General features: G+C 42.9%; 9 protein-coding genes. 6 read left to right on the top strand and 3 right to left on the bottom strand.

The annotated features are described in order from the left end of the window. Nucleotides 1-9: 9 nt before the first annotated feature. Together tmk and PARA125_RS04995 are read left to right on the top strand one after the other, a co-directional pair. Nucleotides 10-681 carry a dTMP kinase gene (gene tmk / locus PARA125_RS05000; RefSeq protein WP_213157634.1) on the top strand — a complete coding sequence of 224 codons (672 nt, stop codon included), beginning with the start codon at nucleotides 10-12 and terminating at the stop codon, nucleotides 679-681. Next, nucleotides 593-1,771, top strand: coding sequence for a DNA polymerase III subunit (locus PARA125_RS04995; protein ID WP_249274208.1), 1,179 nt, complete (start codon nucleotides 593-595; stop codon nucleotides 1,769-1,771). Before tmk ends, PARA125_RS04995 begins: the two co-directional genes overlap by 89 nt. 154 nt (nucleotides 1,772-1,925) lie before the next feature. Here PARA125_RS04995 and PARA125_RS04990 read toward each other — a convergent pair whose 3' ends face one another. Both PARA125_RS04990 and PARA125_RS04985 read right to left on the bottom strand, forming a co-directional pair. Continuing rightward, entirely contained in the window at nucleotides 1,926-2,492 is a 567-nt protein-coding gene (locus PARA125_RS04990) for a hypothetical protein (RefSeq protein ID WP_213157633.1), read from the bottom strand. After that, complete coding sequence (locus PARA125_RS04985) at nucleotides 2,485-4,767, bottom strand: COG1361 family protein (protein WP_213157632.1); 2,283 nt, start codon at nucleotides 4,765-4,767, stop codon at nucleotides 2,485-2,487. The genes PARA125_RS04990 and PARA125_RS04985 overlap by 8 nt, the downstream gene beginning before the upstream one ends. A gap of 493 nt (nucleotides 4,768-5,260) precedes the next feature. Here PARA125_RS04985 and PARA125_RS04980 point away from each other — a divergent pair, with 493 nt between their 5' ends. The 4 genes from PARA125_RS04980 to radC all read left to right on the top strand — a co-directional run bounded on the left by PARA125_RS04980 (nucleotide 5,261) and on the right by radC (nucleotide 8,718). Continuing rightward, a complete protein-coding gene (locus tag PARA125_RS04980; RefSeq protein WP_213157631.1) occupies nucleotides 5,261-5,764 on the top strand; it encodes a hypothetical protein in 504 nt (167 codons plus the stop codon). Then, complete coding sequence (locus PARA125_RS04975) at nucleotides 5,761-6,558, top strand: MBL fold metallo-hydrolase (RefSeq protein WP_249274207.1); 798 nt, start codon at nucleotides 5,761-5,763, stop codon at nucleotides 6,556-6,558. The genes PARA125_RS04980 and PARA125_RS04975 overlap by 4 nt, the downstream gene beginning before the upstream one ends. Before the next feature lie 139 nt (nucleotides 6,559-6,697). Then, nucleotides 6,698-8,008: a GTPase HflX gene (gene hflX / locus PARA125_RS04970; protein WP_213157630.1), complete on the top strand. Its 1,311-nt coding sequence runs from the start codon at nucleotides 6,698-6,700 to the stop codon at nucleotides 8,006-8,008. Next, entirely contained in the window at nucleotides 8,005-8,718 is a 714-nt protein-coding gene (gene radC, locus PARA125_RS04965; protein ID WP_213157629.1) for a RadC family protein, read from the top strand. The genes hflX and radC overlap by 4 nt, the downstream gene beginning before the upstream one ends. Nucleotides 8,719-8,789: 71 nt before the next feature. Here radC and PARA125_RS04960 read toward each other — a convergent pair whose 3' ends face one another. Beyond that, nucleotides 8,790-13,886 (bottom strand): ankyrin repeat domain-containing protein, encoded by a 5,097-nt coding sequence (locus PARA125_RS04960; RefSeq protein WP_213157628.1) that lies wholly within the window; start codon nucleotides 13,884-13,886, stop codon nucleotides 8,790-8,792. Between the last annotated feature and the right edge of the window lie 69 nt (nucleotides 13,887-13,955).

Below are 13,955 nucleotides of genomic sequence, written 5' to 3'. Positions count from 1 at the left end.
CGATACATCATGCACACAATGAAAAAACATCCTTGTTTCATTACCTTTGAAGGGGGCGAAGGCGCTGGCAAAACAACCCTTATCCAGCATGTTGAAGCCGACCTTAAGCAACTTGGCTATGATGTTGTCTCTACCCGTGAACCTGGTGGATCCGCTCTCGGAAATACTATCCGGCAATGGCTATTGCAGCAAAACTCTAAAACACCTATCAGCATTAAAGCAGAGCTTTTACTTTTCTTGGCAGCGCGCGCTCAGCATATAGAGGAACTGATTCTCCCTTCTCTTGCAAAAGGAAAAATTGTGTTATGCGATAGATTTAACGATTCCACGATTGCTTATCAAGGAGTCGCTCGGGGACTGGGCTTAGAATCCGTTCAAAAATTATGCGAATTTGTGTGTGCCAGCGTGGTCCCTGATTTAACCCTTTATTTAGACATTGATCCCCACCTAGGGTTAGCAAGAACACAACAGGCAGCTAAAGAAGACGCTCCCATCGGTTCTATTGACCGGATTGAATCTGAAAAATTGGAATTTCATGAGCGTGTTCGCAAAGGATTTATTAAACTCATTCACCAAAACCCCGAGCGTTATCATGTCATCGATGCAAGCCAGTCACCTGAGCTCGTCTGGCGCGATGCGCGTGAAACTATCAGCCGTTTACTCAGTGACTATGATGCTTGAAACCTACTTTTCTCATCTTCACGGCAACGATCCCATCAAGCACTATCTCATCAAAATGATCAAAAAAAACGCCATTAGCCAATCCCTTCTTTTTGCAGGGCCAGAAGGCGTGGGAAAAAGCCTTTTTGCTAAAGCGTTTGCAGAAATTCTGCTCACAGATGGCTCATCAGATCAACGCGAGCAAGTCAAAGCAGAGACTCATCCAGACTTACACATCTACCAGCCAGAAGGCAAGCTCGGCATGCATAGTATTGATGCCATGCGACAACTCACTGAAGAAATCTATTTAGTTCCTTATCAAGCCAAACGTAAAGTCTTTATTATTCATGAAGCTGAACGCATGCTTCCCTATAGCGCAAACGCCCTTCTGAAAACCTTTGAAGAACCGGCTCTCGATAGCGTGATTATTCTTCTGACCTCCTTGCCAGAAAATTTGCTTCCAACCCTGAGATCTCGCTTTCAAACCCTTTACTTTCAGCAAGTGGAAACAAGCCATCTTATTCCATTCGTCCAAGAGCGCTTCCAAAAAACAGAGGCTGAAGCTCAGGCCATCGCTGCCTCATCTAAAGGATCTTTTGCACAGGCTACGCGCCTTTGCTCCCAAAAGAGCTATTATCCCGATATTCTTCTCCCTCTATTAGCTGCCGGCCGATTTTCTTCTTATGGAGCTCTTCTCGAAACCGTTCGTCAGTTGACAGAGCAGCTTGAACAGTCCAAAAAGCAGGCAGAAGAGGAGATGCGCCAAGAATTATCCAGCCATCTTGAAAATTTAACAGCCATCCAACGAGAATCTCTTGAAAAAGAAATTGAAGGCTTTGTTTCCGTACAAACAAACCGTGAAACCACTCATCTTTTAGATTTTATTCTCAGCTGGTACCGCGATCTAGAATTGATGCGCGTGAAAGCAGATCCCAATTTCCTTTTTCACAAAGAAGCTTATAAACAGCTAGAACAGTCTGCCCAACAGGGCAACCGCCTTTCCCTCGAACAGGTGCAAACAGCGATTAACGAAGCTAGAAAAGCCTTAGAGCGCTCCTCATCCATCGGCATTACGCTAGAAAATTTATTCCTAAAGCTCCATTTTTATTAAAATTAGGAAAAATCAGAAATTTTATAAACCCAAACCACATGGGAAAATACCTTTCAACATAGCTGATTGCTCAATCGCAACCGCTGTGCCCAGAAGCTTTCTTCATTAATCCAAAAATGCCCTTTTCTTCTTAAAAACTTAAAATTGCTAGGTTTTAAAAGCTATAGCCTATCCCCCCTCCAATTTTAGCTCCCCCTATATCTACCCATTTATGAAAATGAACGGGTTGATAAAGGTAGTCGAAAAACATATCGAGGAATAAATGCGGCCGTAAATAAAAATTAATCCCACTTTTAAATACACCCCCTACAGCTGTTTTATGCTTATGATGACCTCCGCAAGGGGTTTTATTTTTCACATGGGTCATTGCAAGGTTAGCCCCCACTCCTATGTACCACTCTAATCGACAGGAAAGAGGGTAAATCCATTTTGGCCCAACGCTCAAGTTGAAACTTCCCATTTTTGACGGACCACATTTGCTTGCTTTTCCATGTGTTGAAAAAAAGTCAGCATTCGCCCATAACGCGACATGGGGGCAAATACATTTGGAGACTTCGAATTGATAGTTGGGAATCACATCCTCATATAGATGGCTAAAACGGCTATTGGCTGGAAAAAGAGCGGCGGTACGATATTTAATTGCCATTTCTGCCTGAGCGAAAATCGGCAGACATAAGCAAACCAAAAAGAAAAGCCATTCTTTAGAAATTTTTTTATTCATTTACAATCCTCACCTTAACACGCTGACTTTCCTTGTTATTGGGATAAACAGCCGCGATTTCATACCCATGCACGAACTTTTTTGACTTCAAACAAATTTTATAGATCAAAGGAGAATGAGTATCCACTCTAGCTACAATTTTCCCTTGATGGTAGATACGATAAAACAAAACGTCTGGAGAGTTGGGAGCTTGCCATTCTGCCGTAAAAGAATAATATTTCCGGTCAAGGGATTGGCATTTTTTTACACGTCCTGTAAATAAAGAGGGAGGAGGGGTAAAATTTGTGCGCACAGTGTTGGAAATGGCTGAAAGATCCGCAAATTCATTAGGTGTGGCTAAATACTGATAATCGATATTCGCTGTATAAAAATAAGCGTTATCCGTGGGAGGATAGTCATTAATGGTCGCTTGAAAGCTCACTGTAGACACCTCTCCTGCATCCATATCCCCGATCGGAACGCCCCCTTCCAGATCCTCCGAACTTACAGGAGCCCCATTTACCAAAACGGTATTTGGAACAAGCGTATGGCCAGATGGCAAAGGATCTTTCAAAATAACGTTACGAGCTATCCCTGGCCCTACGGAATCGATGTTCACGGTAAATGTTACAGTCTCCCCTACCCAAGCATCGATAGATTCCTCCGCATTAACCTGTTTATGAACGGTGAGGTCTGGAATAAGCAAGGGGAGTGTAATGGAGACAGTGTTTGTAACTGCTTCAAGGCTGAACATGTTATCTAGACAAGTTTGATACTGGTAATCGATGATTCCCAAATTATAAAACACGTTGCCATTAGCGGGATACTTGGTAATGAGAGCTTCAAATTCAATAATTCCTGATTGGCCGATGGGCAGCTCTCCTAGAGGGAAACCCACGGTGAGATCAGGATCTGCCTGTAGGGCTTGATTGAGCTTAAAGCTGCCGGGTACATACTCCAGGCCATCCTCCAAGATATCTTTAAATATAACTTTGATGGCATCACTTGTCCCGTTATTTTGAAAATTGCAGGTGAAAGTGACGGTATCGCCTACATTAGCTTCAATCGACTCTTCTGAGTTGACTCGCATTGTGGCAGCAATAGTAGGGGCACCCACCTGAATTTGAATGCCCAAAGCATTGATGGTATAGTCGTCCCCTGTCGTGGTTCCAAGAGCGTAAGCAGATCTTTGATCATGTGTAAGCTGATCGGAAATATCAATGCTTGTAATATCATATCCTTGCCTACAGCCAGACAAAATATTTCCTGTTGCTGGATCCGCATTGAAGTTACCAAAGCTCCCTCTTGTATCTAAAAGGCCCGAGCCATTTTCATCAAGCTGAGTTAACGCTGAACTTTGATTGGTCGGAAGAAGCGTATTGATTTGCGAGCCAAAAAAATTTTCCTCAGGATTGTTTGTACCTGACAACGAATTATTTTCGGTTGTCAGGGGTAAACTGCTCCCAAATAACATGTGGTCGCCACTTTTATTGGCGTCTCCTTCAATAGCACTAATAAATAAATTGCCTTTGAGCGCTCCCGAAGGAGGAGCACAAAAACCCGAAACTTCCGCCGGCGCATTTGTCTCATAGGAAGCTTGTTCACAACCTACAAACAATGTCATGTTATACGTTAACATCGATCCATTTCGATAAACAACCGCAAGAGTCCATCCTGCCGCATTATGGGTATCATCCAGCGCAGAAATAGTAGCCGGTATGCCTCCTACCGTATATTTTCCCCCGCCACCTTCCTTAACGTAGGGGGTGACATCTGCGCTGCGCACGTAATTTCCACAATTTGAATAGCCTGGAGTCGTTGCAGTTTGGCTTGAGCTTGAATCGGGGGTAATGGTGAAACTTGCATTTTTAGGCGTGATGAGAGTGATAGGGGTATCCGGTTCATTGCCTGTAATCTCATTTTGGAATCCATAGCTGCCTGACCAAATCAGTTCGGCATAAAGCACTGTACTGCCCTCTGGTAAGTCTAAAAAGGCAAACGAGCTATTTTTCTCCCACTCCAAGGTTGTACCTGATGGGTAATTTCCTATCTTTTGAGTGGTGTCTACAGTAATAAACGCCCCGATTGAGTCACTTGTTCCCGGTTGATTTTTACCGGTTTGCTTACTTAATCCCAATGTATTCCCTGTGAAAAGCATGCCCCCATTATCTGTTATCTCAAAACGCTTGATATAAGTAGCTTGCAGTGAACCGAGGAAAAAGGAGAATAAAAAGGTGAAAAAGATAATCTTAAAATAAAATGGATCAACACGTCGCGGTAAAGGCGTTATACGCATGTTGAAAGCCTCTTGTTTAATATGTCATTCATTGAACATTGCTTTAACCCTAACTTTTTTACAAACTATAAAATAATTATTTTTTTTAAAACAAATTTCTCGATCTTACTGAAAAAGGTTTAAGCTCCTGCCTTAAATAGACCTTTTCTAGAGGGAAAAAGAAAAGTTTTAATCAAAATTGTTTTTTTGCTCTGAGCCATTTAGCAGGATTTTGGCATCTAAAGCAGGATGATTTGCTGAAAATAATCCCGCTCCAAGAAAAGAAAACTCTATGCGGCAAGTAGCCTTCTCTTAAAGCTAGGAGGAATTTTCCGCCCCATTGCAGAAGACTTAAATTTTAAAGCAAAGGGATAACTTTCCCCAAAAAGCCCCTATGAACAGTATGAGGCTAGTAAGAGGAGATAAAAACATTTATTTATCCGAAAAAAGTTTAGATAGACAGGAAAGAAAAAAATTACAAAAATAAAAGGAATTTGAAAAAGGATAGGGAAAGATGAGCAGGACTCCAGAGAAGAAAATTTCTACTCTTTTGATTGCAGGAGCATTGAGCATAGGAGGCGCTCTGTTAACGCTCAGCTATAAAATTGGCACTTCCCACACAGCCCAAAGGTATCCTTTAAGCCATATTTTAATTTCCCTAGCACTCATCCAACCATTAAATTCCCTTCAAGTGAATAACCGCCCTAAAAAGCCTTTTTGGGATAGTCAGGAAATTTTCTCGGAGTCATATGTGAATCGCTCCCCCCTTCTTGCGTCTGATAAAAGTATAGGCAATTCTCCAAGTGCCTCTCCCGCTGTAAAATTCCCTCTTTTTATTGGAGGGCGGGCTTTTACCCGATTTCCCCTCTTAAAAGCGTTTGTCAAGAGAGGGACTTTTCTGCTAGAGGCCATTTTTTTCGAAAACAGGGGCAAAACCAAAATTCAAATTCTCTCCACCCCTATTTTTACAGCTTCTCTCTTTATTCCATTATCAAACACACCCTATAGCAAATCATGATGAAAACTACCGCTCAATTTCTCTTTTTAGGAACAGGAGGCTCCATGGGGATCCCCGTTATCGGTTGCCGCTGTGAAGTGTGTTCCTCCCCTTCCCTCTACAACAAACGGATGCGCCCCTCGGGATTAATAAAAGTGAATGATAAAAAAGTTTTGATCGATGCAGGACCAGACCACCGCAATCAAGCCCTTATTCACCACATTGATCGCTTGGACGGGGTCATTTTTACCCACGCCCACTACGATCACAGCGGAGGCATCGATGACTTGCGCGTCTATTATATGCATACTCAACAGGCGCTAGAATGCTTAATGTCGAAGGCTACCTATGAAGAACTTAAATATCGATATGCTTACATCTTTCAACAGCAAGAATCTTATAAACTTATTACCCAAATGCGTATCAGCTTTTTAGAAAGCGAACGGGGAGAAACCAATTTTTCATCTTTAAGACTCCGCTATTTTACTTATGAGCAAGGAGGAATGGCTGTAAATGGTTTCAAATGTGGAAATTTATCCTTTGTCTCCGATATCCGCCATTACCCTGAATCCATATTTGAAGATTTAGCTGGAACGGAAATTTTAATTATCAGTGCTTTGCGCTTTAATCCCTCCCCTCTACACTTAACAGTCGATGAAGCCTTAGCCTTTTCAGAAAAAGTGAAAGCCAAACAAGTTTGGTTTACCCACATTGCCCATGAGCTCGACCACGACCAAACAAACGCCTATCTTCCATCTCATGTACGCCTAGCTTATGATGGCCTTTCCTTAAATTTTTCGCCCCAATTCGCCTAAATGTTTTCACACAAGGAAGGACTTCCAAAATCTTCTTTCCCATTAAAAAAAGAGTTGAATCTTAACTATCATTGCGCATCTACTAGAAAAAATAAGAGAAAATGTTTAAATTGCTTTTCTGCAACTTTGGAGGAAAAAAGTGCAAAAGGAACCTAAACTACCCACTCAAGAAGAAAATTTCCAAGAAAAGAAAAAAGCTTTACTTGTGTCTACCTACAACGGTAACGACCAGCGTGCGATTTGTGAAGAGCATTTAGATGAGCTCGAATTACTTGCCGAAACATACGGAGTAGAAATTGTCGCAAAAGTCCCTTGTCTTATTCGCAAGATTGATGCTGCCACTTTCGTGACTCAGGGCAAATTAGAAGAATTAGTGGTTCTCAGTAAAGAACGTGAGGCCGACCTTATAATTTTTGATGATGAAATTTCTCCCAGCCAACAACGCAATCTGGAAAAATCTTTCCAGTTAAGTGTGATGGATCGAACAGAAGTGATTTTAGAGGTCTTTGCTCAACGCGCCAGAACAAAAGAAGCGCGCTTGCAGATTGAATATGCGCGCGTTAAGTATCAAGCCCCCCGCTTAAAGCGATTGTGGTCACACTTATCCCGCCAGCACGGATCAGGAGGAGCCGGGGGAGGTGCTTACCTAAAAGGAGAGGGAGAAAAGCAAATTGAAATTGATAGGCGCCTCATCAAAAAACGTTTAGAACAATTGCAAGCAGAGATCCGCGAAGTTAAAGAACATCGAGAAATTCAACGCGTTGCCCGCACACGTTCCACCATCCCTGTTTTTGCCCTAGTGGGGTATACCAATGCAGGCAAATCGACGCTTTTGAATGCTTTGACCGAGGCCGATGTTTTTGTGGAAGACAAGTTGTTTGCAACATTAGACACGACTACTCGAAAATTTTCTTTATCCACCGGGCAAGAAGTCCTACTTATCGATACAGTGGGCTTTATTCGCAAGCTTCCTCACCTGCTGGTCGCTGCTTTCAAAAGCACGCTGGAAGAGGCCATCCAAGCCGATATCTTATTGCACGTGATTGATGCCACCCATCCAATGGCTCTGGAACAAGCGAGGACAACCGTGGAGGTCTTGCGAGAGCTAGGTGCAGGCAATAAACCCATTATCACAATTTTAAACAAGATCGATCAAGCTGAACAAAATGAACTAGCTACCCGTTTAAGATTAGAATATCCTCGTACCATCCCTATTTCAGCTTTACATCACCGCGGATTTGAAGAACTTGAAGAAATGATGCTTCGAGAGCTCAGCCAACAAAGGCAAACCTTAACTTTGCGAATTCCTCAAAGTGAATATGCTCTTGTCAGCGAAATCCGGAGAAGTGGGAATGTGATCTCTCAAGATTACGAAGAAAATGATGTGCTGATAGAAGTGGATCTTCCAATTGCCCTGGCAAATAAATTAAAAGATTACGTGAATTCATGAATGAAGTGGATGCTTCTTATTCCGTTTTGAGTCTTCCTATAGCCGATAGGCCCCGCGAAAGGCTTCTAAAGCATGGGGCAGATGTGCTTTCATCTGTTGAGCTCATTGCTGTCTTGCTTGGAAGTGGGATGAGAGGGATGCCTATTTTGCAACTTTCTCAAGAGATTATGAGCCGCTTCGGCTCTTTGCAAAATTTAGCCGACGCGACAGTCGAAGAACTATGTCAAATCAAAGGATTAGGCATAGCAAAAGCGATTCAATTGAAAGCCGCCTTAAATTTGGGAAAGCGCTTATCTCGAACGCAAGCTTCAGCTAAATTTCAGATTAAAACCCCTTTGCATGCTTATCATTTGATTAAGGACGATCTTGAAAAAGAGATGAAAGAACATTTTGTCACCATTTTACAAGATGTCAAAGGGTATGTGATTTGCTCTCCCACTATTGCGATTGGAACTTTAACAGCCACCCTTGTCCATCCGCGCGAAGTTTTTTATCCCGCTATCCGGCACCGGGCTGCTGGCATGATTCTAGCGCATAATCATCCCAGTGGAGATCCAACTCCCTCCAAAGAAGATCTGGAAGTGACCAAAACCCTGGTAGCCGTAGGCCGCCTGGTGGGGATTTGCGTGAATGATCACCTCATTATAGGCAAGGATCGATATGTCTCTTTACGAGAAGAAGGTTTTGATTTTTCCCGTTCGCTTAATTAAATACCTGTTTTCTAGTTGTATTAAGCCAATTTTTTTTCATCTTTTTAGCGTCTAGCTCGATCCGCAAATCCTCAAGAACTCCCAATTTGGCTTAGGCTATCTAGTCGTTTCCGCCACTCAGCAAGCTCCTCAGGTAGCTTTTCCCTTATTTCCTCATAGCTGAGCATTAGTTCATCCTCGCTGACATAAGTGGTTCTTTGGTCAGAAATTTGAAGCTGCTGGCCTTTAACTGAAAAGCTGTCCTCATTAACAAAACAAGCTTTAGCGGTTAAAGGAAATACTTTGATGCCCATTTTTAATAAAGCCTTTTTATTGACTTTTTTTGGGATAGCAGAAGTAGCAATAGAAGCGTTCTTTTCAATTATTTGGCTGAAAGCAGCTAACGCTTTCTCATTAAACGCACCTCCTTGTTGTGCCACGGCTCTTAGAACATGAGTAGCAAACCTTTCAGCCTCAACATAGCCCTTCTCAACAATTTGGATGAAAACATCTACCACTTCTTTAGGAAGCCCTCCTGCTTGCATTGCCACCGCTTCTAAAGCCTCGGCAGCAAAGCTTTTATCATCCGAGTCGCCCTTCTCAAGAAATTGGACAAGGGCAGCTAGCGCTTCTTTAGGAATCTTTCCTCCTCGTAAGGCCACTATTCCTACAGCATAGGTAGCAGAGCTTTTATCATCCGGCTCGCCCTTCTCAAGAATTTGGATAAGAGCAGCTAGAGCTTTCTCAGCAGGTCCGCTTGCTTGTTTTGCCATCGTTAATACAGCATAGGCAGCATAGATTTTAGCATCAGGATCGCCCTTCTCAAAAATTTGGAGAAGTACATTTACCGCTTCTTTAGGGAGCTCTCCTGCTCGCATTGCCACTATTCCTAAAGCATCGGCAGCAGATCTTTTAGCATCCGGGCCGTCCTTCTTAAGAACTTGGATGAGAGCAGCTAGCGCTTTCTCAGTAAGTTCGCCTGCTTGTTTTGCCACCGCTCCTACAGCATAGGCAGCATAGATTTTAGCATCCGGATCGCCTTTCTCAAAAATTTGGATGAGGGCGTCTACCGCTTCTTTAGGAAGCTCTCCTGCCTGTATTGCCACTACTTTTAAAGCATCGGCAACAGATCTTTTAGCATCCGAGTCGCCCTTCCTAAGACCTTGGATGAGAGCATCTACCGCTTCCTCAGTAAGTTCGCCTGCTTGCATTGCCACTACTTTTAAAACAGCGGCAGCATAGATTTTAGCATCCGGGCCACCCTTCTTAAGAACTTGGGTGAGAGCATCTACCGCTTCCTCAGTAAGTTCGCCTGCTTGCATTGCCACTACTTTTAAAACAGCGGCAGCAAAGCTTTTATCATCCGGGTCGCCCTTCTTAAAAACTTGGATGAGGGCATCTACCGCTTCTTTAGGAAGCTCTCCTGCTTGCATTGCCACTGCCTCTAAAGCCCCGGCAGCAGATCTTTTAGCATCCGAGTCGCCCTTCTTAAAAATTTGGAGGAGAATATCGAAGGCTTCTTTAGGAAGCTCTCCTGCTTGCATTGCCTCTACTTTTAAAACAGCGGCAACAGATCTTTTAGCATCCAGGTCGCCCTCCTCAAAAATTTGGAGGAGGATATCTACCGCTTCTTTAGAAAGAGAAAGCTCTCGTGCTTGCTTTGCCATCGTTAATACAGCATAGGCAGCAGAGCTTTTATCATCCAAACCGTCCTCTCCAAGAACTTGGATGAGGGCAGCTAGCGCTTTCTCTGCAAGCTCTCCTCCCTGCTTTACCACTACTTTTAAAGCATCGGCAGCAGGGCGTTTAGCCTCAGGTTCACCCTTCTCAAGAACTTGGATGAGGGCAGCTAGCGCTTTCTCAGCAAGCTCTCCTCCTTGCTTTACCACTACTTTTAAAGCATCGGCAGCAGATCTTTTAGCATCCGGGTCGCCCTTCTTAAGAACTTGGATGAGGGCAGCTAGCGCTTTCTCTACAAGTTCTCCTCCTTGCTTTGTCACTACTTTTAAAGCATCGGCAGCAGGGCGTTTAGCATTCAGGCTCCCCTTCTCAAGAACTTGGATGAGAGCGTCTACCGCTTCCTCAGGAAGCTCTCTTCCTTGCTTTGCCACGGCTCTTAGGACATAGGCAGCAAACGCTGCGTCAGCAGATTCGCCCTTCTCAAGAATTTGGATAAGAGCAGCTAGCGCTTTCTCAGTAAACTCACCTCCTTGCTGCGCCGCCGTTACTAGAGCATTGATAGCACAACATTTAATATAACCATCGCCTCTCTCACCAATTTGGATGAGAGCGCCTACCGCTTCCTCGGGAAGCTTTCCTCCTTGCTCCGCCACCGCCCTTAGAACGTCAATAGCATTCTCCTCAACAGCGGGATCGCCAACAGAGTTTTTAAGAATTCGAGCAATGAAGCTTACGATTTTTGGAGCTAACGTTTGCCCCTTTATTATGATGTGGTGCAAGCTCCTTAGCATACTTTCCCTACTTTGCGGCTCGGATAACAATTCTCCGATCGCACACGTTACCTGCGGGTGATTAAGAAGATTTTTATTTCTAAGCAACCGTACACAGACTAAATCTAACAAAGAGAGGCGGATAATATAGTCTTTTACAAGCTCAATAAAGCCTTTATACTGCCTCACTATAGTGGGATTTTGGCACTCCTCAAAGCACTCCGCAATCAAATTGAGCTCGCTTCTGACAGCAAAATCTTGAGGCGCAGCAAAAAGATCATCAAAAAAGAATTGAAGCGTCTCCGCATAGCGCCGATTGCTTGAAGTAGCGAGGGAAAGATAGCCGGCAATCATGCGTAAAACGAGTGCGTAGCGGGGCTCAAACTTGTAATTGCGTACAAATTCTTTGCATGCTTGTCTTTCTCCTTTAAGGTATTGATTAACAACTTTTGAAGCAGTTAAAAACTCTTGGAAGGTTAAGTGGATGAAATATCCCTTTTCTTCAGCTTTAGTTTCTGCTTCAGGGATACGCATCAATCCACAATCTGCAAGCTCATTGGACGAGATTTTGTTACCCTTAAAGTCTTCGATTTCTTGCTTGCTTAAATAAAGGGTGTCGTTTTTCATAGCAAAGTCAGCCATTTCTTCAAAAACGGTGGCAATTTTGGCTACTTCTGGATTTTGACGCAGGTTTTTTTCTACCAAAATTTGCTCTTTAGTTTGTTTCGATTGTCCTTGATCAATCTTTCTTAAAAGAAACCACTTATACATCCAGCTAACTACGCGGGCATAAATAGCGCTCATCGTAATGGCTTGATCAGAATCAAAAAACTCTGGGTTTTCGTTACAGAGGCAACACAACAAGGTTAAATGAATAGGAATGTGCGCAAGACTTGAAACGTTAGGAGAATTCTTTAAAAGGCGGTGAAGCTTTGCTTTTTTCTCTTTTGCTTGAGATTGTTTAAAAAATTTATCGATATAACGATCAACCCCTTCTTTATCAAAGCCTAAAAGCTCTAGCTCACAAGAACGGTTAAAAGAGCAGCTTCCAGGCCTTGAAGTGATTAAAATATGAGGAAATAACTCTTTTAGCTTTTGAAAGGCTTTAGCAAGGCTGGTGTTTGCTTGGGCTTCTGAGGAAAGCTCATCATAACCGTCTAGCACCAGCAGGGTCTTAGCTCGGAAAGCAGCATTGTTGATACATGCCACAATAACGCTACGATCAATTTTTCCTATATATTCTTTCGCAATCAAATCAGCGGGAGTATACTCTTTATCAGCGGGATATTTCCTTAGAGTAAGATTTCTTAAAGGAATCCAAAAAAGGCAAGCAAAGAGGTCGTGCCAAAGATCCTTTTTTGCCCAACGATAAGCGATGTAGTGACAGAGAGTACTCTTGCCAATTCCAGCGGCACCTTGCAGGTAAATTCTTTTATCTTTTCCCTTAAGGCTTGCGTGTTCGAAAAGGTTTTCAATTTCAATATTTTTCTTAGGTTCGAAGATGGTTTCATAGGTCGGGATACGGCCATCTTGGATATAATTAGAATGCTTATCCAGTTTTTGATCGCATGTTTTTCTTTCTTGATTCTCAATGATCGCTAAACGCACATAGATTTCTTCTAAAGGGACCTTAAATTCCCACTCTTGACTTGATTTAATCCTAAAAATAGAGAGAGTTTTTTGAGAAAGGTAAAGGTTTCGAAGAGAACTAACCAAAAGTTGGGGACTTAGTTTTACCTGAACCAAACTATGTGTAATGTTTTCGTTTTCAAAAATAAGCGCTAATACTGTTTTCTTCTCATGATTTAAGATATCTAGGCTGGTCCCTTTTTTTACTAATCCTTCGACACTTTTACAATAACGGTCTTTGGCTTTAACCAAAGAAGATTTACCCCACCCCATGATTGCTAAATGCAAAGGGGTGTTCCCCTCTCTATCTTGCTGATCCAGCTTGGTTTGATCTGCATTTTGGCCTAGCAAGTATTCTACATTCTTTTCATTTCCTGCAAGGGCCGCTAAATGTAAAGGTGTCTGGCTATCGCTGTTTTTAGCTTGCATAAAAGTAGAGTCGTATTCTAGCAAAATGGGGACGATATCGACACCATCTCTTTGCGACTGACAAGCATGATGCAGAGCATTATTCTGAGAGCTATCGAGTTTTTTTACATCTGCTCCTTGATCAAGCAAAAATTGCACCACAGGTGTAAATCCATTCTTGATAGCTACATGTAAAGGCGTTTCTTTGATCCCTTCCCCGGCTAAGTCATTGAGTTGAAATTTTATGCTTGGTCTTTCAGAGAAAAGATAACTAAAAATACTGAGATTTTCCTGAGCCGCAAAATAATGCAGTAAGTTTTCTCCCTCTTTTAAACTTTTCTCTAAGGTGTCTAGGTATTGATCGAGTGTTTGTCGATCAAATTTATCTCCCTGGATGTTAAGCGTGCCATACAACTCATAAGCTGTGGCTAGATAAAAGACCCCATGCAGCAAAGCTTCCCCTTTGGCTTCTTTTAAAAGTTTATGCCCTTGCGCCATTAAATCTTTTAGGCAAGAGGGGCACTTGAGTTGCAGCAAGTCCTTTAAGCGCTTGTTAAGTTCTGCCCCTGGCAATCTCGGGGTGGGCGCCCCATGGTAGTGAACAACGGCACAAGCTTGCACAGTCAGCTGAGCATTTTCCCCTACTAACTGGGGATTTTCAGCGCTAGCCTGGGGGTTAGCAACCCCAAGCTGAGTTGGCAAATCGGGATAAAGAGCCCTAAATGGTTCTTTAAGGCTATGCTCGCAGAAATTAACCCCATCGGTAGGCCC

This window comes from Parachlamydia sp. AcF125 (assembly GCF_018342475.1).
Lineage (GTDB): Bacteria > Chlamydiota > Chlamydiia > Chlamydiales > Parachlamydiaceae > Parachlamydia.
The sequence above is the reverse complement of the archived record's forward strand: the minus strand, read 5'-3'. Positions and strand labels throughout refer to the sequence as shown.